This is a genomic window from Arthrobacter sp. 01N444 (assembly GCF_056399305.1).
Genome location: NZ_JBFTRB010000002.1, coordinates 114,466 through 134,992, shown reverse-complemented (window position 1 = coordinate 134,992; position 20,527 = coordinate 114,466). Strand labels below are relative to the sequence as shown.

Sequence of the window (20,527 nt, the reverse complement as noted above, 5' to 3'; positions counted from 1 at the left end):
GTCGGCCGGTCTGCGTTCCTGCAGTGGATAGGAACGACTCTAGTCCAGCGGAACCTCAAAAAGGTGGTGACTTATTACCCTGACCAGCACAATCTTCCGGACCTACGCTGGAATGGTCGAGGGGAGCGCACCATGGACGCCATTCGCAACGGACGGACGCGGGCCGCGGGACTGGGAACCCTGACGCTCCTGCTGGTCCTGACTGCCTGCACGCCGCCTGCCCCGCAGCCCTCCGCCGGCAGCCAGCCGCCGTCGCAGTCCCCGACCGCCTCCGCCGGCCCGACCGCCGGCCCGTCGCCGTCGGCAACCGGGGATGCCGACGAAACGGCACCGCCGCAACCAGGCGACAAGGTGATCTCCTCCACGGTCACCCACGACTGGTCCGTGCCGGGGCCAACCACCCCGTTCCACACGGACCACAAGAACCCTGTGCCGATCGCGCCCCCGCCGGCGGCACCGCTGCCGACGCTGGCCGCCATCGGCGCGGGCCAGCACCCCTCCGACGCGCCGCCGTACGACCAGTTGAGCTTCCGGTTCACCGGTGGCTTCCCCAGCTACGACGTCGAAATGGTCCCCGAACTCGTCGACGACGGCAGCGGCCTGCCCATCCCGATGCCCGGCACGGGAACCCTCCTCGAGGTGACCTTCCGCGGGGCCCAGTCACACACCGCGGACGGCACGGCCAGCACCGTGACCAGTGCGCCGCCGCCGGCAATCGGATACCAGGCGCTCACCAGCTACGCGCCGGCCGGGGACTTCGAGGGCGTGCTGAGCTACGGGATCGGCGTCGGCCGTCCGATGGGCACGATTCCGGAAACGAAGGTGCGGGTCACTGAGGTGGAGAAGATCGAGCAGGGCCAGCACCTGTACGTGGTGGCGATCCAGCTGGACGCGACCGCCTGGAAGTAGGACCTGATGCAGGGCCCGGATGCAGGGCCGGACAAGCCAGGGCCCGGATGCAGGGCCCGGATGTAGGGCCGGAAAACCAAGGACCGGATGCAGGGCCGAAAAAAGCCAGGCCGGAAACAGCGGAGGAGCCACGGACAAGGTGTCCGCGGCTCCTCCGCTGTGTCGCCCGTTTTCGGGTAGCGCCGGCTCGCCGGGAAAGGATCGCCTTCCCGGCAGCTCATTGGGCCTTGGGCTAGGCGTTGGCCTTAATGGCCGCGGCCAGGACCCCGAGGCCGTCCAGCAGCAGCTCGTCGCTGATGACCAGCGGCGGCAGCAGCCGGATGACGTTGCCGTAGGTGCCGCAGGTGAGGATGATGACACCCTCCTTGAGGCAGGCTGCGGCGACGGCCTTGGTCAGCTCCGGGTTCGGCTCCTTGGAACCGGCCTGGACGAGTTCAATGGCCAGCATGGCGCCGCGGCCGCGGACGTCACCGATCACCGAACCGTCAGCAAGCTCAGCGGCGAGTTCGCGCAGCTTGCCGAGGGCGATCTCTTCAATGTGCTTGGCGCGGCCGTTGAGGTCGTACTGCTCCATCGAGCCGATCGCCGCCAGCGCTGCTGCGCACGCCACCGGGTTGCCGCCGTAGGTGCCGCCGAGGCCGCCCGGGTGGACGGCGTCGAGGAGATCGGCGCGGCCTGTGATGGCGGAGAGCGGCATGCCGCCGGCGATGCCCTTGGCCATGGTGATGATGTCCGGGACAACACCTTCGTGGTTCACGGCGAACCATTCACCGGTGCGGCAGAAGCCGGACTGGACCTCATCGGCGATGAACACGATGCCTTTGTCCTTGGCCCAGTCCACCAGCGCGGGCAGGAACCCGTCGGCGGGGACAATGAAGCCGCCTTCGCCCTGGATGGGTTCGATGATGATCGCGGCAACCTGCTCGCCGCCAATCTGCTTCTCGATCATGGTGATGGCGCGCTTGGCGGCCTCGGCACCGGTGATCTCCGGGTTTTCCTCGCGGAACGGGTAGCTCATCGGCATGCGGTAGACCTCGGGCGCGAACGGGCCGAAGTTGGTCTTGTACGGCATGGCCTTGGCGGTCAGCGCCATGGTCAGGTTGGTGCGGCCGTGGTAGGCGTGGTCGAACGCGACGACGGCGTCCCGGCCGGTGGCCAGGCGGGCCACCTTGACGGCGTTTTCGACCGCCTCGGCGCCGGAGTTGAACAGCACCGTGCGCTTTTCGTGGTCGCCCGGGGTGAGGCGGTTCAGCTGCTCGGCAACGGCGACATAGCCCTCGTACGGCGTGACCATGAAGCAGGTGTGGGTGAAGTGCTCCACGGCTTCCTTCACGGCGCCGACGACGGCGGGGTCCGAGGCGCCGACGCTCGTCACGGCGATGCCGGAGCCGAGGTCAATGAAGGAGTTGCCGTCGACGTCGTGGATGATGCCGCCGTCGGCGTCGGCCACGAAGACCGGGACGCTGGACGCGACGCCGGCGGCGACGACCGCCTTGCGGCGTTCGGTCAGGGCGACGGACTTGGGGCCCGGGAAGTCGGCCTGGACGCGGCGCTTCTGCTCGAGCCGGTAGGTGATGTCATGTGCGGTGGTGGTCATGGGAAGGCCTTCCTAAGCGTGCGGTTGAGGCGCGCGAGTTATGCGTCAGGTTGAGGTAGCAGCGTTATGCGACGGCGTTATGCATCCGCGTTATGCGTCGAGCGCACTCATGACGTGCTTGATGCGGGTGTAGTCCTCCACGCCGTACATGGACAGGTCCTTGCCGTAGCCGGACTGCTTGAAGCCACCGTGCGGCATTTCGGCGGTGAGGAGAATGTGGGTGTTGATCCAGACTGCGCCGAAGTCGAGGTCGCGGCTCAGGCGCATGGCGGTTCCGTGGTTCGTCGTCCAGACGCTCGAGGCCAGGGCGTAGTCGACGTCGTTGGCCAGTTCCACGGCCTCGTCCTCGGTGCTGAACTTCTGCACCGTGATGACGGGGCCGAACGTTTCCTTCTGGACGATGTCATCGCTCTGCTTGGCGCCGGTGACGATGGTGGGCTCGAAGAAGAAGCCCTTCTCGCCCGCGCGATGGCCGCCGGTCTCGATCTTGCAGTTGGCAGGCATGTGTTCGACGACGGAGGTGACCGCGTTGAAGTGGTTGACGTTGTTCAGCGGGCCGAAGTAGTTGTCTTCGTCGTTCTGCGAGCCGGTGTGCAGGGTCTTGGTGTGCTCCACCATGGCGGCGACGACGTCGTCGTGCACCGAATCCTGGACGAGGACGCGCGTAATGGCCGTGCAGTCCTGGCCGGCGTTGAAGAAGGCGAACTCGGCGATCGCCGCGGCGCTCTTCTTGATGTCGGCGTCGGCGAACACAATGGCCGGGGCCTTGCCGCCGAGTTCCAGGTGGGCGCGCTTGAGTCCCTTGGCGGCACCCGAGGCGACGGCGATGCCGGCGCGGACGGAACCGGTGATGGAGACCAGGCCGGGGACCTTGTGCTCGACCATCATGGCGCCGGTTTCGCCGGTGCCCAGAACAACGTTCAGCACGCCGGCCGGGAAGATCGCACCGGCGAGCCGGGCCAGCACCAGGGTGGACTCGGGGGTGGTGTCCGAGGGCTTGAGGACCACGGTGTTGCCGGCGGCCAGGGCAGGCCCGATCTTCCAGATGGCCATGAGGAACGGGTAGTTCCAGGGGGCTACCTGCGCAACGACGCCGATCGGCTCGCGGCGCACGTAGGAGGTGTGGCCTTCGAAGTACTCGCCGGCGGACTTGCCTTCCATGATGCGGGCGGCGCCTGCGAAGAAGCGCAGCTGGTCGGCGCCCGCGGCCACTTCCTCGGAGGCGATCAGGGAGCGGACCTGGCCGGTGTTGCGGTGCTGGGCCTCCACGAGCTCGTCGCTGTTGGCCTCGACGGCATCCGCCAGCTTGAGCAGCATGAGCTGCCGCTGCCCGGGCGTGGTGTGCTTCCAGGTCTTGAACGCGTTCTTGGCTGCCGTCATGGCGGCGTCGACGTCGGCCTGCACCGAGATCGGCGCCTGCGCCACCACGTCACCGTTGGTGGGGTTCACGATGGGCAGCAATCCTGTGCCGGCGGGGGTGACAAACTCGCCGTTGATGAAGTTCTGCAAGGTTTGAACCACGGTGTACAACCTCTTTCTTACTGCCAATGACGGATGTGTGACTGGTCACGAGCCTATGCCAGCAGGTCAAGGCAGGGAATAGGCACCTGCACACCATCCCCGCAGAACTTTAGTGCGCTTGACCAGCACCCGGCTATCCTGAATCCATGGCCATTTCACTCGCAGCCCTACTGGGAGTTCCGTCCCTGAATCTCACCAAGGCCGGACTCGCCGAAACCACCTGGCACCAGGACATTCTTTGGGTGGCCGTCACCGAACAGGAGGATCCGCAGCGGTTCCTCAATGGCGGCGAACTGATCCTGACGACCGGTATGCGGCTCAAAAGTGCCGCGGAGCAGCGCCGGTTCGTGCGTCAGGTCCAGCGGGCAGGCGCGGTGGGCATCGGGTTCGGGGTCGGCCTGACGCACGACGCCGTTCCGCCGGCCCTGATCGCCGAAGCCAACCGGTGGGGGCTGCCGGTGGTGGAAGTGCCCTACGAGACACCGTTCATCGCGATCGGAAAGCTCGTGGCCGACGCCCAGTCCGCGGACCACCTGGTCAAGCTTGAGCGGCTCATCGCCGGGCACCAGATCCTGGCCCGCGCCCTGCTGACGGGCGGCGGCCTGGCCGAGCTCCTGAAACACCTGGGGTCGATGCTGCGCACCGAGATCGTCCTGACCCAGTTCACCGCCCAGCTGTACAACAGTGTTGCGGGCCACCCGGCGCCCAAGGCCGAGGGCTGGGCGTCCTATCCCATCCCCACGGGACGCCGCGACGCCTGCACCCTGTGGGTGAAGCAGCCGTTCGAGGACACGGGCATCGTGGGCTACGCCCAAAACCTGATCAGCGTTGAGCTCAACAACATGGTCAAGCAACGGCAGGCGCAGCGGGCGCTGGCGGGCCAGGTCCTCGACGACGTTATCCACGGGACGCTGGAGGCGTCCGAAGCCACCCGGCGCCTGGCCGGCGTCGGCATCAACAGCACCCGCAAGAACGTGGTCCTGCTCGCCGAATCGGCCGCCCACCAGAAGCAGCTGGGCAGCTCTTCGCTGCCCCAGCCGCTGGCCGCGGCTGTCGGCTCCGTCGTCGGGAAGGACCTCGTGGTGGTGGTGGCCGACGACGGCAGCGGCGCGAGCGCCCTTGCCCGCAGCCTCAGCGACCACCTCGCCGAGGCCGGGATCCATGCCACGATCGGCATAGGCGGGGCGTACACCAAGCCCAACGGCCTGCGCTGGAGCTATTTCGAGGCCCGTGACGCGGCCAGCCACGGGCTGCCGGTCAACGAGCCCGAGCGGCTGAGTCTGACCTCGCTGCTGCTCGCGAGCGAGGACGTTCCGCTGGCGGACATGGCCAACGAATCACTGAACCCGCTGCGGGCCTTCGACGCGGCGCACGGCGCCGAACTCATGGCCACGCTGGAAAGCTACCTCGGCAACAACGGCTCGGTGGCGGCCGTCGCCGAGGAACTGACGCTGCACCGCAATACGGTCCGCTACCGGCTGGCGCAGATCACCGAACTCACCGGATACGACCCCGCGCAGACAGCGGACCGGGTGCAGCTCTGGCTCGCGCTCGCGGTGCAGCGGCTCAGCGCCCGGCATCCGCGCTGACGGCGCTTCCAGTCCGGCCCGCAGGCAACGCGGGGTCACTTAGCGCCCATTGAGCGGCCCGGGATGGGCGCTAAGTGACCCCGCGTTGCTTTCTGTCACTTGCAGAGATATTCGCCACTAAAGGCTGAGACTCAAACATCAAACGTCTAACCTTTAGCTATGGCTAGCAGCACGGCGGTTTCCGCACTTTCCCAGACAGCTCCACCCGGCGCGGTCCGCCCGCGGGGCGTGATCGTGGCCGGCGTCGTGGCGCTCGTGCTCATCGGGCTCAACCTGCGTGCCGGCATCACCGGCGCCGCCGCGCTTTTCCACGACCTGCAGGCTGTCCTGGGCTACGGCCCGCTGATCGCAGCGCTGCTCCCCTCGATCCCCACGCTGTGCTTCGCGGTGGCCGGCGCTGCCACGTCCTGGCTCACCCGGCAGCTGGGGCTGGAAAAAGCCATCCTGCTCTCCCTCGTGATGCTGGCGGCCGGGCTGCTGCTCCGCGGCGTCCCGTCCACCGGGATGCTCCTGGCCGGCACCGTGGCGGGGATGTCCGGGCTGGCCATCTGCAACGTGGCCATGCCCTCTTTCATCCGCGTGCACTTCGCGGACCGCACGTCCCTCATGACCGCCGTCTACACGCTGACCATGACCACCGGCGCCACTGCCACCGCCGTACTGATCGTTCCAGTTGCCCAGGCCCTGGGCTCGCCGTCGGCGGGCGTCGGCGCGATCGGATTCCTGGCCCTGGGGGCGTGCCTCGGCTTCCTCCCCATCGCGGTGCACGCCCACCGCAACGCGTCCGCGATCAAGGCTGCCCGGGTCTCGCCATGGCCCCTGCTGCGGACCCGCACGGGCGCCCTGATCACCCTCGGCTTCACGGTGCAGGCGCTCCTGGCCTACGCCGTGCTCAGCTGGTTCCCCTACATGCTGGCCACCATGGGCCTCACCGCGTCCGACAGCGGGCTCATGTTCGGACTCATGCAGCTCGTCTCCGTCCCCGCCGGCATGGTGCTGGTAGCCATCGGCTCACGCCCCCGGATGCTGCGGACGGCGTTCTACCTTGCCACCGTGACCATGGCACTGGGCGTCCTGGCCATGCTGGTTCTGCCGGCCGACTTGGCTCCCCTGACCGCGGCGCTGCTGGGATTCGGACTCGGCATTTTCCCGCTGGTCATGGTGATGATCAGCCGCAGCGGCCGCAGCACGGCCGAGACCACCGCGCTGTCCACCGTGGCCCAGTCCGCCGGGTATCTGCTGGCGACGCTCGGCCCGTTCGGCATGGGCCTGCTGCACAGCGCCACCAATTCCTGGACGTTGCCGTTGGCCCTGCTGCTGGCCGTGGCCCTCGGCCAGATCGCGGTGGGCCACCTGCTCTCGGCCGGACCGAAGGAGCTGCGGGCCAAGGAACTGGCAGCCAAAAAGCTGCGGGCCACCGCCCCGGAAGGAACCCGGCGATGACACTCACAGCTTCGCACCGGCCACCGCTGGCGGAGGAAATCACTGCCAAGCTGCGGGCCCTGATCCACTCGGGCGAGTGGCCGCTGCAGCAGCGCGTTCCGGCCGAACCTGAGCTGATGGCCGCCTTTGGGGTCTCCCGTGGCACCCTGCGTGAGGCCATCAAAGCGCTGGCCCACAGCGGAATGCTCGAGGTCCGCCGCGGGGACGGCACGTATGTCCGCGCCACGAGCGAGATCGCAGGCGCCACGCAGCGGATGTATGAGGACCACTCCCAGGAGCACATCCTCGAGGTCCGGGTCGGGCTGGACACCCAGGCGGCCAGGCTCGCTGCACGCCACGCGACAGCCGACGACCTCACCGCCCTGCGCGGTTTGCTCACCGCCCGCCGTACCGCCTGGCTCGCCGAGGACTACGCCGCGTGGGCCCGGGCAGACTGGGACTTCCATGCGCGCGTGGCGGAGGCGTCCGCCAACCCGCTGCTGCATGAGCTGTATGTCAGTTTCGGCAGCGTATTCCACAACGACCTGCTCCGCCAGCAGCGTCGGGGAGGCTTCAACGGCCTGCCGCACGAGGGCCACGACGAACTCGTGGCCGCGATTGCCGCCCGCGACGAGGCGGCCGCCGTCGAAAGCGTCACCCGGAACCTGAATTCCTGCGCGGAATGGCTCCAGGATTAACCCAAGGCTTTCCCAAGGTGCGCGGAAGATGCTCTGTCTCAGTGGCGGCCGCCACCCGCGCACCGGCCTCGCGGCCAGGCGGGTTTCCGTCATCATCGGCGTCAGCGCCGAGCCCGGACGGCCGGCCCCTGCGCCCAGCAGCAGGGGCTGGCTCGGCCGAGACACCCGGTTCCGCCGCAGCCCATTAGGGTCTTAGTGCCGTAGACCGGACCCGAGCCGCGGTCAACACTAAGAATGGCAGGACGCCGCACGAGGGTGCCCGCGACAAGTGCAGCCGCGCCCCAGTCCCGGGCCGGGGTGCCGGTCTCGTTGGATGACAATCTCGCCGGTGTCGCAGTGTTGTGGTTTACCTCAGCAAGTACGTCGCGAGGAGGTCGATGGTGGGCAAGAAGAAGAAAAAGTCCAAGGGCTCCGACGCAGAGGACGGGCGCGCCGGGAAGAAGATGCCGCGCAAGAAGTACGAAGCGGAGATGGAGGTCCTGCAGGGTGAACTGGTCGCCATGCAGGAGTGGGTGAAGTCCACCGGAGCCAAAATCTGCATCGTCTTCGAGGGCCGCGACACGGCCGGCAAGGGCGGCACGATCAAGCGCATCGTCGAAAGGGTGAGCCCCCGGGTGTTCCGCGTGGTCGCGCTCCCCACACCGACCGAGCGGGAGAAGTCGCAGATGTACCTCCAGCGCTACATGTCTCACTTCCCGGCGGCGGGCGAGGTGGTCATCTTCGATCGCAGCTGGTACAACCGTGCGGGCGTCGAGCGGGTGATGGGTTTCTGCACACCGGAACAGACCCAGAGGTTCCTCGACATGACCCCGATGGTGGAGAAGGCGATGGTCGACTCCGGGATCATCCTGCTCAAGTACTGGCTCGAGGTCAGTGCTGACGAGCAGACCAGGCGGCTCGAGAGCCGCATGGACGACCCCCGCAAGACCTGGAAACTCTCTCCGATGGACCTGAAGTCCTACAAACGGTGGTACGACTATTCCCGGGCCCGGGACGCCATGTTCGAGGCGACCGACACCGCCTGGGCGCCCTGGTACGTCGCGCACAATGACATCAAGAAGCGCGGCCGGCTCAACGTCATCAGCCATATTCTCAGCCAGGTGCCCTACGAGCCGTACCCGGGGCTCGACGTCGAGCTCCCCAAGCGCCAGAAGGCCGGCGATTACACCGAGCCGGCACTGGCCGTGCGGCACATCCCCACCCCGTTCTAAGCAGCGCCCCGGCGATGAGGAGGAAGTCATGAGCGACGATCCCGGAGCAGTAGCTGGGGTGGCCCCGGCGGAGGCAGACGCGAGCTGGTACGCGCTGGCACCGGCTGAAGTGGCGGCCGAGCTGAAGGTGGATCCGGCTGGCGGGTTGAGCACGGGAGAGGCGCAGCAGCGTCTGCAGGAGTACGGCCCGAACGCCCTCGCCGCCGCTAAGCAGGAGCCGGTGTGGAAGCGGTTCTTCAAGCACTATCAGGACTACATGCAGATCGTCCTTGTGGTCGCCGCCCTGGTCAGCTTGCTGATTGCGGAATACGGAACCGCCATTGGGCTTGCCTTGCTGACGCTGTTCAACGCGTGGCTGGGGTACCACCAGGAGGGCAAGGCCGAAGAAGCCGCCGCCTCCCTGGGGCAGATGATGAAGGCTATGGCCAAGGTGCGCCGCGACGGTGACGTTGTGGAGCTCCCCGCCGAACAGATCGTCCCCGGCGACATCGTGGTGGTCGATGCCGGTGACCGCGTCCCCGCCGACGGCCGGATCATCCTGGCGGCAACCCTCCAGATCGAGGAGGGCGCCCTGACCGGGGAGAGCGTCGCCGTCGAGAAGGACACAGAGACCATCGGCCGGCACGACGTCGGCATCGGCGACCGCCTGAACATGGCGTTCATGAACACGAACGTGACGCGGGGCCACGGCGAAATCCTCGTCACCACCACCGGCATGGGCTCGGAGGTCGGCCACATCGCCCACATGCTGTCCGGGCAGAAAGTGGAGAAGACCCCGCTCACCAAGCAGGTGGACCGGCTCACCATCTTTATCATTGTCGCGGCCCTCTTCGCGTTTATCGCCATCGTCGTGATGGGCCTGGCCTCCGGCGAGTCCTTCGCGGTGCTCTTCGGAATCGGTGTGGCGCTGGCAGTCGGCTCCATCCCGGACGCGCTGCCCGCCGTCGTCACCACCATCCTGTCCGTCGGGTCGGTCAATATGGCCAAGAAGAACGCCATCATGAAGGTCCTCCCTGCGGTCGAGACCCTGGGCTCCACCTCGGCCATCAATTCGGACAAGACCGGCACCCTGACCCTGAACCAGATGACGGTCCGCGAGATCACCACAGTGCAGCACCACTACACCGTCAGCGGTGAGGGCTACAGTTTCGACGGCCAGATCCAACGGACCACCGGGGACGCCGAACGGGACCTGGACTACGTGATGTTTTCCTGCGCCTTGTGCAACGACTCCGATATCAACGACGGCGAGGTGGTCGGGGACCCCACCGAGGCGGCGCTCTACGTGCTCGCGCAGAAAGGCGGCGTGGACGTCAGGGAATTCCGCCGGAACAACCCGCGCGTGGCGTCGGTACCGTTCGATTCCGACTACAAGTTCATGGCCACGTTCCACCGGATGCCGGGGGCCGATGGCAGGCCCGTGATCCGGGCCTACGTGAAGGGGGCACCCGACGTCCTCCTGAGCAGGTCCTCGTTCGGCCGGATGCCGGGCGGCCATGCCGAGCGCCTCACTGACGAAATGCGGGGCAAGGTTCTTGCCGAGAACGAACGCATCGCCAGCCAGGGCAGGCGGGTGCTCGCCCTGGCGCAGCGCGAGTTCGACCCGGCGACGTTCCAGCCCTCGGGCGACCTGATGGCGCTGATGCAGGATCTGGAGATTTCGGCGCTGATCGGCGAGGTTGATCCGCCGCGCGCCGAGGCGGTGGCCGCCATCGCCAAGGCAAAGCACGCCGGCATCCGGGTCCGGATGATCACCGGCGACCACGCCGTCACCGCTGCGGCGATCGCCGACGAACTGGGCATCAGGGGCCGCGCGGTGACCGGGGCCGAGTTCGCGGCGATGAGCGACGCGGAGGCCGACAGCCAGGTGGACGGGATCGGCGTGATCGCCCGCGTCGCCCCCGAACACAAGGTACGGCTGGTCGAGGTGCTCAAGCGCAAGGGCAACATCGTGGCCATGACCGGCGACGGCGTGAACGACGCGCCGGCCATTGCGGCCGCCGACATCGGGATCGCGATGGGCATCACCGGCACCGACGTCGCCAAGGGTGCGGCCAAGATGATCCTGGCCGACGACAACTTTGCCACCATCGTGGCGGCGGTCGAAGAGGGCCGGCTCGTGTACGACAACCTGCAGAAGTTCATCCGGATCCAGGTCGCCAACCTGTTCATGTTCATTCTGGCGTTCATCGGATCCTCGGCCTTCGCCATAGCCGGCACGGCCCTGCTCAGCCCGGCCCAGGTGCTGTGGATCCACATGGCGATCGTCGCCCCGATTGGGGCGGTGATGGGCCTGGATCTCGCGACGCCGGGCATCATGGACCGCAAACCACGGCCCTTCAACCAGCCGATCCTCGTCCGGTCGATGATGGTGCGCCTGTTCGTCGTCGGGCTTTTCATGGCGGCCGCGACGCTGATCCTCGTGCAGATCGGCAAAACCACCTACGGTTCACTGGAGGTCGGCCAGACCATGGCTGTGGTGGGGCTGGGGCTGATGAACATCTTCGTGGCGCTCAATCTGCGTTACCCGACCGAGAGCGCCTTCGGGCCCGCCACGGTGTCCAACCCGAAGCTGCTCTGGGCGTTCGCGTGGGCCGTCCTCGGCTCGATGCTGATCACCCAGATGAAGGTGATGCAGGACCTGTTCGGCACGCTGCCGCTTTCCGGCCAGCAGTGGCTGCTCTGCCTGGTGCCGGGCGTGGTGTTGCTGTTCCTCGGTGAAATCTTCAAGATCATCCTGCGGGCCCGGCAATCGAAGGGCCGGGCCGCAGTCCCGGCTCCCCCCGTTCCGGCGTGAGAGTGCTGTTCCGGCGAGAGTGCGACTGCCAATGTTGAGGGCCGGAACGCGATGTTCCGGCCCTCAACAGTGGCGCATACCGGCTGTGCCGGGGCTAGCGGACGAGGCCCTTCAGTACGTTCTTAGGCCGCTGCATCTCGCCGTGCTTGGCGCCGAGCACGATCACCCAGCCGGCGAACACGGGGATGGTCCACTGCAGGATCTTCAGCTGCTGCTGCGCGGAACGGAGTTCCTCGGAGGCACCCGGCTTCGGCTCGGTGGCACCCTTGGCGCCCTCGGCGGCCAGCTTGTCCACCTTGGCTCCCTGCAGGCCCGCGTACAGGGTCACAGCGGCTCCGGCGAGGGTGACGACGGACTTGTAGACGCTCAGGCGCGTGACGCCGTCCTGCTTGGCCATCCGGCCCTTGTTCTCCCACATGACGGCGAGGCCCGAAAGAAAATGCGCCCCAAACGCCGCCGTCTGGTACGGCGCCCACTTCTTCCAACCCAGGCTTGAGAGGCGGGTACGTTCCGCAGGGTCCTTGGCAGCAGCCGTGGCACCGTTGAGCCCAATGGCGCCCATCAGGGAACCGCCGAACCAGGCGGCTGCCGTCAGGTCGTGAATGGATCGGGCAACAAGATTACCTGCCATGTTGAGCTTCCTATCATCTGTCTTCGAATCCGAATCGCAGGGGGCAGCAAGGCTGCCGGTCCGCGGCATGTCCACGAGCGGGGCCATGACCCGGCTATGGTAAGCACACTTACCAAAAACGCGGTAGTCCAAGCGGCTGCTACTTCGCCCCGCGTAGAATCGGCGCCATAGCCACACCGCCGTAAGGCATAACACCGGCACACCGCCGTAGGCACAACACCGTTCCACCGGACCAGATGAGGAATAGCCGCAGCACCATGGCAGAAGAAGAGTCCGGGATCGAAGCCGCCATCGGCGACGCCGTCGACACCGCGGAGGCGGCGTCGAACAGCACCGCGCTCGACGTCGTCGCACGTTCCGGATTCGCGGTGATGGCACTGCTTCATATCGTGATCGGGGCCATCGCCGTCGCCTTGGTCCTGGGCGCGCCGGGTCAGGCCGAACCCACCGGCGCCATCGAACAACTCGCTGCCAACCCCTGGGGTCCGGCGGTGATGTGGGCGGCCTGCATCGCCTGCGCGGGCCTCGCGCTCTGGCAGCTGAGCGAGGCGACGCTCCGGGGCCGCCACCTGCCGCGCCGGGAGCAGCTGGGCAAACTCATTTCCTCCGGCTTCCTTGCCATAGCGTACGGGAGCGTCGGGCTGAGCTTCGCGGGCTTCGGGCTCGGCCAGCGCGGCGATTCGGGCGACTCGACCCGGGATTTCAGCACGGCCCTGATCCAGTCACCGTTGGGGGTTCCGGCCCTGGTCGGCCTCGGGCTCACCATCATGGGAATCGGCGTGTATTTCATCGTCAAGGGCTTCGGGAAGAAGTTCAAGGAGGAACTGCAGCATTTCGAAGGGACCCGCCGCGGCAAACTGATCAGCGTGCTTGGCGTCACCGGCCACGTCTCGAAAGGGCTGGCGCTGATCCTGACCGGGCTGCTCTTCGTCGTGGCCGCGGCGACCAACAACCCCGGTTCATCCACCGGCCTGGACGGCAGCCTCAAGGCGCTCCGGGACCACCCCTTCGGCCCGTACTTGCTCCTGGCGATCGGGGCGGGCTTCATTGCCTACGGCGTGTTCGCGCTGGTCCGGGCGCGCTTCGGCCGGATGTAGCCGCCGCCCTGGGTGGGGATTTTCTTGTTTGGCATCTGCCCGCGGGACTATCGTGGAGCTACCCCGGGCCGGGCTGGGACGGCCACCGGCGCCAGGTCTCGCAGAGGTATGGCATGAGCTACGTTCCGGTGAGCAGACGCACCCTCCGACGGCATCGTGAATCTGAGCGGTCCACGCGGCGGCTCGTGGCCGCCCTGTCCGCCGCGGCCGCCGCGGCCTGGCTGCTCTCGGTCACGTTGTCCACCGCGGTCCAAGTCGACACCTATGTCCACCATGTCGCCGTCGTGCTGCACGTGCTGTCGATGGTGGTGGCCTTTGGCGCCGTCGTCCTGGTGGACTGGCACGGCTTCCTGTGGCTGATCGGCAGACGTGACCTGGCCGAAACCATCAGGCTCGACGGCGCGGCGACACCGCTGATCTGGGGCGGCCTGGCCGGCATGCTGGCCACGGGCGTGTTCCTGAACCCGCACCTGAGCAACCCGATGACGGACCTCAAGCTCGCCGCCGTCCTTGTGCTCAGCCTTAACGGGATCATGCTCATTCCGCTCATGCGGCGGCTGGCCAGGCTGACGCCCGATGCCTCGTTCAAGGACCTGACCGCCGGGCAACGGGTCCATCTGCTGCTGTGCCTGGTGATCTCGCAGCTGTGCTGGTGGACGGCGATTGTCATCGGGTTCATCAACGCCGAGTTCTGAGGTGCCGCCGGGCCGCGCCCGGGAACTAGCCGGCGGCCTTCCGCAGCGGCACCACGTCGCCTTCCTGGTACAGCAGGGCGCGGATCTCGGACTCGGCGGAATCCAGCCGCCTCGGGTCGATCGTTTCCCCGGCCGCGAAGTGGTCCAGCAGCCGGGGATCCACGTAGCTTTTCCGGGCGATCGACGGCGTGTTGCCCAGGACCGCGGCCGCGTCCTGCATGGCCTGGCTCACCGCGCTCTTCCGGGCCGAGACCTTAGTCTGCGGGCCGCTCTGCGCCAGGCTGACCGCTGCCGCCGCCGTCCCCCGCAGGGTGCGGAAATCCTTTGCGGTGAAGTCCTCCCCCGTGCGCTCCTTGACGTACTCGTTGATGTCCGCGCTCGACACCGGATGCCAGCTGCGGCCGTCCTTGTAGGCCAGCAGGCGGGCGTTGCCGCCGCGGCGCTTGAGCTGGCGCACGACGGCGGCGAGGTCGGCGTCATCAATCCGCGACTCCCAGGTCTTGCCGCTCTTGGCCGGGAAGCTGAGCCGGAGTTCGTCCTTGCGCACCTTGACGTGGGCGCAGAGCAGGGTGGCGAGGCCATGGCTGCCGTTTTCGTTGGTGTAGCGCTCCGAGCCGACGCGCAATGATCCGCTGTCGAGCATCCGAAAGGCGGCCGCCAGCACGCGTTCCCGCGTCAGCCCTTCGGAGCGCAGGTCCATGGTCACCAGGCGGCGTGCGGTCGGCAGGGTCTCAGCCAGCTGGAGCGAACGGTCGAACTTCAGCCGGTCCTTCCGTTCCCGCCAGCTCGGATGGTAGATGTACTGCCGCCGGCCCACCGCGTCGACGCCCGTGGCCTGGATGTGCCCGTTGTCGTACGGGGCAATCCAGACGTCGGTCCAGGCCGGCGGGATCCCGATGCCCTCGAGCCGTTCCCGCACGGGGCCCGGCGGCAGGGTAGAGCCGTCCAGGTCCTTGTAACTGAACCCGGTCCCGGCGGGGACCCTGCGGTATCCTCGGCCGGACGCGTTGCTGTGGCGGAGCCTCATTGGCCGGCCCTGGGCGAGTGTTCATCCATGACGGTAAGCCTACTGACTACCGCCCGGGTTTCCACGTAAATCAAACAACGCGGGGTCACGTAGCGCCCATAATCCCTTCCGGGATGGGCGGGAAGTGACCCCGCGCTGGTCTGCGTCGTTGCTCCGTGTTGCTCTGTGTTGTTCTGTGTTGAGGCTAGACCTCGACGGCGGCGCCGCGGGAGATCTCCACCATGTCCTCGCGGGGCACCACCTTGATGCGCTCGCGCTGGACGGCGACGCCGTGCGACCCGCCGGCAGCGGTGGCCTTTTCACCGAGGGCGCGCTCGTGCTCGTCCAGGGCCAGCCAGCCTTCCCAGCTGGTGTACTCGACGCCGCGGCCCGCCAGGAGCTCGACGATCGCCTCGGGGGCGGGCGCCGCGGCCAGCGGCAGGTTTTCGCGGTCCTCAAGCAGGTAGGTCACGGTTTCGAGGGCGTCACCCTTGGTGTGGCCGATCAGTCCCACCGGGCCGCGCTTGATCCAGCCGGTCGCGTAGATCCCCGGCACGTGGGTGCCGGCGGCGTCCAGGACCCGGCCGCCGTCGTTCGGGACGACTCCCTTGCTGTGGTCGAACTCGACCTCGGGGAGGGCGGAACCGAAGTAGCCGATGGCGCGGTACACGGCCTGGACCGGGTACTCGACAAACTCGCCCGTGCCGCGGGCGTTGCCGGTGCCGTCCAGTTCGGTGCGCTCGAACTTGATCCCGGCGACGCGGCCGGGCGCGTCGGCGTCGTCTGTTGTTTCTGCGTAGATCTCGACGGGGCTGTGCAGGAAGTGCAGGTGCAGCCGGCGGGACGCGGTGAGCTCGGAGAGGTCCTCGGGCTGCTCGGCGATCCAGTTGGTGAGCGTGCCCACCATGGTCTTGGTCTGGTTGTTGCTCTGGATCTGCCGGTCCGATTCGGCGTCGAACTCGAAGTCCTCGGCGTAGAGGATGATGTCCACGTCCTTGGAGTGGGAAAGTTCGCGCAGTTCCAGGGGCGTGAACTTGACCTGGGCGGGCCCGCGCCGGCCGAACACGTGCACGTCCGTGACCGGCGAGGACTTCAGCCCGGTGTAGACGTTGTCCGGGATTTCGGAGACCAGGAGGTCGTCGGCGTGCTTGGAGAGCATGCGGGCCACGTCGAGGGCCACGTTGCCGTTGCCGATCACGGCGATTTCCTTGGCCTCCAGCGGCCATTCGCGGGACACGTCGGGGTGCCCGTCGTACCAGGACACGAAGTCGGCGCCGCCGTAGGAGCCCTCGAGCTCGATGCCGGGGATGTTCAGGTCCGCATCCTTGATGGCGCCGGTGGCGAAGATGACGGCGTCGTAGTGGGTGCGGAGGTCATCGATGGACAAGTCCGTGCCGTAGTCCACGTTGCCGAAGAACCGGATGTCGCCGCGGTCCAGGACCTTGTGCAGGGCGTTGACGATGCCCTTGATGCGGGGGTGGTCGGGGGCCACGCCGTAGCGGATCAGACCGTAGGGTGCCGGGTAGCGGTCGAAGAGGTCGATGCTGACGGTGAGTTCGCCGCTCTTGACGGCCTCGCTCTTGGTCAGGATGTCCGCGGCGTAGACGCCGGCGGGACCGGAGCCGACGACGGCGACGCGCAGCGGGCGGGCGGCGGTTCCTACGGGGGTGCTAGTTGACACGGCTGTGTTCCTTTTTTGTTCTGCATCCGTTGCTCCACAAACGCCCTTTGGGGCTTGATAACGGCAGTTGTGGAGCAATCGACGGGTGTTAGGGGGTCAGTACGCGGGTCTTGGTGGTGCGGGGAGCGTTCGGGGAGGTGGTGCTGTAGTCCGCGGTCTTGAAGTGCGACGGCGCGAACGGGCTGACGCGGACCACGTCGCCGATCACGATCACGGCGGGATTCGCTACGCCTGCGGCCTCCGCCTGGTCCGCGATGGTCCCGAGGGTTCCGATGGTCACCCGCTGGTTTGGCAGGTATCCATTCTCTACGATGCCAACAGGCGTCTGAAGAGGCAAACCGGCGCGGGCCAGGGAGGCTGCGGAATCGCGCAGCTGGCCCACACCCATGAGCAGGATCACAGTGTGGTCGGCACGGGCCGGGACTTCCGAGAGTTCCTCATGGCCGGTGACCACACTGAAGCCTTTGGCCAGCCCGCGGTGCGTGACCGGGATGCCGGCGGCGGCGGGGACGGAAATGGCCGACGTGACGCCGGAAACCACTTCGACCTCGACGCCGTGCTGCCGGCAAAATTCGGCTTCCTCGCCGCCGCGGCCCAGCACGTAGGGGTCACCGCCCTTGAGCCGGACCACGCGGTGGCCCTGCAGGGCTTCCTCGACCAGGATCCGGTTGATTTCGGACTGCGGCACCGGATGGTGGCCGGGGGTCTTGCCGACCTCCACAACGCGGACGTCGGGGGCCAGTTCGGCCAGGAGTTCACGCGGGCCGAGCCGGTCCGCCACCACGACGTCGGCCTGGCCAAGGAGCCGGCGGCCGCGGACGGTGATGAGTCCGGTGTCGCCGGGACCGCCGCCGACGAGGGCCACGGATCCGGGAGTTGCCCCCGTGCCGGAAACTCGGTGCCGGCGCAGCGGCAGGTCTCCGGTGGCCAGGGCGGTGGCGACGGCGTCGCGCAGGGCCATGGCGCGGCGCGGGTCTCCGCCGGCGTTGACGGCGATCTTGACGTCGTCCACCACGGCGACGGCGGGCGTCCAGGCGGCCGAGGCTTCGTGGTCGGAGGCGTTGACGCACCAGATGCGCTGCGCCTCGGCGTCGGCGGAGACCTGCGCGTCCACGGTGGCGTCGCCGGTGGCGGTCTGGACGAACCAGACGCCGTCGACGTCGGACCGCCGGTACGGGCGGGGCTCCCAGTTCAGGAGGCCGGCGTCGGCAAGTTCAGCGAGCGCCGGGCAGGCGGCCGGTGCCACGACGGTGACGCGGGCTCCGGCGTCGAGCAGCCCCTTGGTGCGCCGGGCGGCCACCGGGCCGGCGCCGACGACCAGCACGGGACGGCCGAGGAGGCGCAGGGCCGTGGGGTAAATGTCCTGAATTGCCATGCATCGACGATAGGGCGGCGTCACATAGCGGAACAACGGTGCGGCAACACCAGTTCACGCAAGGTAACGCCGCGTCACATAATGGCAATCGCCGCTCCTGATCTGCGGCGGCCGGGGGCACCGCTATTTCACGGCGATGAGTTCGATCAGCTTGATGTCGGGATCCTTGGCGAGCAGGGCGGGACCGTGTTCGCCGAGGGCGGCGGGGATGGCGCCGCTGAGGTGGGCCTGCCGGTCCTCCTCGGTATCGAAGGTGTCGAAGATGCCGAAGGTGTTCTCGTTGACCCGGAAGGCATACCAGGTGCGCGTTCCGGGCTCGTTGAGCACTATTTCGCGCCCTCCGTTCAGGAAGTCCCAGACGTCCTGTTCCTTCCCCGCTTTGGCTTCGACCAGGGCCAGCACGCCAAATTTTGCCGCCACAGCGACCTCCTAGGAATCGGGCTTTGCATCAGCCGTGGAAGGGGCCGCAACCCGGCCTCTAGGCGTGAGTGTAGGCCCGTGCCTGTACCCGGGCAAGGAGCCATCGAAAAAGCAACGCGGAGTCACTTACAGCCCATAAACCAATGGATTATGGGCCGTAGGTGACCCCGCGTTGCTTTGGAGGAGCTGGGTGGCTGGCCTAGCGGGTGCTGCCGGCCAGGAGGCCGCGGCGGCGGAGCAGCCGCTTTTCAATCGGTGCGAACACGAGCAGCTCGATCAGGATTCCGACGGCGAGGATCAGCAGGATGGCAGACATGACGATGGTCATGTCCGACAGGACGCGGCCCTGGTCCAGCATGGAGCCCAGACCGAAGCCGATGGTGCCGCCGACGGCGATGATTTCCGCCGCCATGAGCGAGCGCCAGGAGAACGCCCAGCCCTGTTTGAGGCCGCCGAGGTACCCGGGCAGGGCCGCCGGCAGGATGATCTGCAGGGCCAGCTGAAGCCGGGACGCACCCAGGACCTTTCCGACGCTGCGGTACTGCGGCGGAATCTGGTCCACACCGGAGATCAGGCCGTTGATGATCGAGGGAATCGCACCCATGAACACCACGAAATACACAGTGGCATCCGTGATCCCAAACCAGAGAATAGCGGCCGGCACCCAGGCCACCGACGGCAGGACCTGCAGCCCGGAGATCAGCGGCCCGAAAGCGCGCCGCAGCGGTGCCACCTGGGCCAGCACGAGACCCACCGGCGTCGCGATCACCACGCTGATCAGGAAGCCCACGACGCCGCGCTGCAGCGAGGTCCAAACGGCCTCTTGAAGCTTGCCCTCCCCCCACAGGGTTCCGACCTGGCCGATGACATCCAGGGGGCCGGGCACGACGTCGCGCCGCTTGAAGCCGACGGAGACGTACAACTGCCAGAGGATGATCAGCACCGCGAGCGCGGCCACCGGCAGCAGGATCCGGCTCCAGTCGATGCGGACCTTGCGGATGGAGTCTGACTGCAGGGAGTCGAGGCCCGCTTCGAGCTCGCGGAGGTCTTCCTTGCCGGTGGAGGAACGGGTCAGGGCGGCGTGGACCTTGCGGGTCTCGGCTGGCGCTTCCGCCACGGGAAGCTGGTTACTTGGCATGGCGGCGGATCTCCTCGCGTAGCCGGGCGGTGATTTCGCCGGTGAGCTGGCCGGCCAGTCCGGCGTCGGTGCGGTGCTCTTCGCTGACGTGCCATTCCCGCACCACGCGGCCGGGCCGGGAGGAGAGCAGCAGGACGCGCTGGCCCAGCCGGACGGCCTCGCGGACGTTGTGGGTGACAAAGACGATGGTCCGGCCGGTTTCCTTCCAGATCCGTTCCAGCTCGTCATGGAGCAGGTCCCGTGTAATCGCGTCCAGGGCCGCGAACGGCTCGTCCATGAGCAGCAGCTGGCGGTCCTGGGCCAGCGACCGGGCCAGGGAGACGCGCTGGCGCATCCCGCCGGAGAGCTCGTGGGGCCGTTTGTCCCCCGCACCGCCCAGGTGCACCAGGTCCAGCAGCTCCCCCGCCCGGACCCGGCGGTCGGCTTTCCCGACGCCGCGCAGCTTCAGGGCCAGCTCGATGTTCTCCCGCGCGGTCAGCCAGGGAAACAGTGCCGCGTCCTGGAACATGAAGGCGGCGCCGTCGCTGGGCACTTCCAGGGCGCCCGACGTCGGGGCCTCCAGTCCCGCCATGATGTTGAGCAGGGTGGACTTGCCGCAGCCGGAGGCACCGAGCAGGGCGACGAACTCGCCCTGCCCGATGGTGGCGTTGACGTCGTCCAGCACCGGGGCGCCGGCGCCGAAGCGCTTGCCCAGGTGTTCCAGTACGACTGGCATGGTCTGGTCCTTACTGTTGTGGCGG

General features: G+C 67.7%; 17 protein-coding genes. 8 read left to right on the top strand and 9 right to left on the bottom strand.

Annotation, left to right across the window (positions count from 1 at the left end; genetic code table 11):
• Window positions 1–132 precede the first annotated feature (132 nt).
• Window positions 133–909, top strand: coding sequence for an AMIN-like domain-containing (lipo)protein (locus AC1DKN_RS02840; RefSeq protein WP_476870417.1), 777 nt, complete (start codon window positions 133–135; stop codon window positions 907–909).
• 232 nt (window positions 910–1,141) lie between these two features.
• Here AC1DKN_RS02840 and gabT read toward each other — a convergent pair whose 3' ends face one another.
• Window positions 1,142–2,506 carry a 4-aminobutyrate--2-oxoglutarate transaminase gene (gabT, locus tag AC1DKN_RS02835; RefSeq protein WP_476870416.1) on the bottom strand — a complete coding sequence of 455 codons (1,365 nt, stop codon included), beginning with the start codon at window positions 2,504–2,506 and terminating at the stop codon, window positions 1,142–1,144.
• Between the two features lie 90 nt (window positions 2,507–2,596).
• Window positions 2,597–4,027, bottom strand: coding sequence for a gamma-aminobutyraldehyde dehydrogenase (locus AC1DKN_RS02830; protein ID WP_476870415.1), 1,431 nt, complete (start codon window positions 4,025–4,027; stop codon window positions 2,597–2,599).
• Between the two features lie 146 nt (window positions 4,028–4,173).
• On the opposite strand from AC1DKN_RS02830, the gene AC1DKN_RS02825 reads away from it, so the two are divergent.
• The 5 genes from AC1DKN_RS02825 (at window position 4,174) to AC1DKN_RS02805 (ending at window position 11,744) form a co-directional block, all read left to right on the top strand.
• Window positions 4,174–5,616 carry a PucR family transcriptional regulator gene (locus tag AC1DKN_RS02825; RefSeq protein WP_079550035.1) on the top strand — a complete coding sequence of 481 codons (1,443 nt, stop codon included), beginning with the start codon at window positions 4,174–4,176 and terminating at the stop codon, window positions 5,614–5,616.
• 159 nt (window positions 5,617–5,775) lie between these two features.
• A complete protein-coding gene (locus AC1DKN_RS02820; protein ID WP_476870414.1) occupies window positions 5,776–7,059 on the top strand; it encodes an MFS transporter in 1,284 nt (427 codons plus the stop codon).
• Entirely contained in the window at window positions 7,056–7,736 is a 681-nt protein-coding gene (locus tag AC1DKN_RS02815) for a FadR/GntR family transcriptional regulator (RefSeq protein WP_476870413.1), read from the top strand. The genes AC1DKN_RS02820 and AC1DKN_RS02815 overlap by 4 nt, the downstream gene beginning before the upstream one ends.
• A gap of 341 nt (window positions 7,737–8,077) precedes the next feature.
• Window positions 8,078–8,947, top strand: coding sequence for a polyphosphate kinase 2 (ppk2, locus tag AC1DKN_RS02810; protein WP_476870412.1), 870 nt, complete (start codon window positions 8,078–8,080; stop codon window positions 8,945–8,947).
• Between the two features lie 28 nt (window positions 8,948–8,975).
• Window positions 8,976–11,744, top strand: a complete 2,769-nt coding sequence (locus tag AC1DKN_RS02805; RefSeq protein ID WP_476855622.1) for a cation-translocating P-type ATPase — start codon at window positions 8,976–8,978, stop codon at window positions 11,742–11,744.
• 94 nt (window positions 11,745–11,838) lie between these two features.
• On the opposite strand, the gene AC1DKN_RS02800 is transcribed toward AC1DKN_RS02805, so the two are convergent.
• Window positions 11,839–12,375 carry a hypothetical protein gene (locus AC1DKN_RS02800; RefSeq protein ID WP_476870411.1) on the bottom strand — a complete coding sequence of 179 codons (537 nt, stop codon included), beginning with the start codon at window positions 12,373–12,375 and terminating at the stop codon, window positions 11,839–11,841.
• Window positions 12,376–12,632: 257 nt separating this feature from the next.
• Between AC1DKN_RS02800 and AC1DKN_RS02795 the strand changes: the two genes are divergently transcribed.
• The gene (locus AC1DKN_RS02795) at window positions 12,633–13,472 is read left to right on the top strand and encodes a DUF1206 domain-containing protein (RefSeq protein ID WP_476859347.1); all 840 of its coding nucleotides are present in this window, start codon (window positions 12,633–12,635) and stop codon (window positions 13,470–13,472) included.
• Between the two features lie 113 nt (window positions 13,473–13,585).
• Window positions 13,586–14,167: a hypothetical protein gene (locus AC1DKN_RS02790; RefSeq protein WP_476855619.1), complete on the top strand. Its 582-nt coding sequence runs from the start codon at window positions 13,586–13,588 to the stop codon at window positions 14,165–14,167.
• A 25-nt stretch (window positions 14,168–14,192) separates the two neighbouring features.
• Here the strand turns inward: AC1DKN_RS02790 and AC1DKN_RS02785 are convergent, their stop codons facing one another.
• The 6 genes from AC1DKN_RS02785 to AC1DKN_RS02760 all read right to left on the bottom strand — a co-directional run bounded on the left by AC1DKN_RS02785 (window position 14,193) and on the right by AC1DKN_RS02760 (window position 20,502).
• Entirely contained in the window at window positions 14,193–15,194 is a 1,002-nt protein-coding gene (locus AC1DKN_RS02785; RefSeq protein WP_476859345.1) for a DNA topoisomerase IB, read from the bottom strand.
• A 184-nt stretch (window positions 15,195–15,378) separates the two neighbouring features.
• Window positions 15,379–16,854, bottom strand: a complete 1,476-nt coding sequence (locus AC1DKN_RS02780; RefSeq protein WP_476870410.1) for an FAD-dependent oxidoreductase — start codon at window positions 16,852–16,854, stop codon at window positions 15,379–15,381.
• An 88-nt stretch (window positions 16,855–16,942) separates the two neighbouring features.
• A complete protein-coding gene (cobA, locus tag AC1DKN_RS02775) occupies window positions 16,943–18,229 on the bottom strand; it encodes a uroporphyrinogen-III C-methyltransferase (protein ID WP_476870409.1) in 1,287 nt (428 codons plus the stop codon).
• Window positions 18,230–18,352: 123 nt separating this feature from the next.
• On the bottom strand, window positions 18,353–18,649 hold the full coding sequence (locus AC1DKN_RS02770) for a putative quinol monooxygenase (RefSeq protein ID WP_223913715.1): 297 nt from the start codon (window positions 18,647–18,649) through the stop codon (window positions 18,353–18,355).
• 199 nt (window positions 18,650–18,848) lie between these two features.
• Window positions 18,849–19,787, bottom strand: a complete 939-nt coding sequence (locus tag AC1DKN_RS02765) for an ABC transporter permease (protein WP_476870408.1) — start codon at window positions 19,785–19,787, stop codon at window positions 18,849–18,851.
• Window positions 19,777–20,502 carry an ABC transporter ATP-binding protein gene (locus tag AC1DKN_RS02760; protein ID WP_018775157.1) on the bottom strand — a complete coding sequence of 242 codons (726 nt, stop codon included), beginning with the start codon at window positions 20,500–20,502 and terminating at the stop codon, window positions 19,777–19,779. The genes AC1DKN_RS02765 and AC1DKN_RS02760 overlap by 11 nt, the downstream gene beginning before the upstream one ends.
• Window positions 20,503–20,527 lie beyond the last annotated feature (25 nt).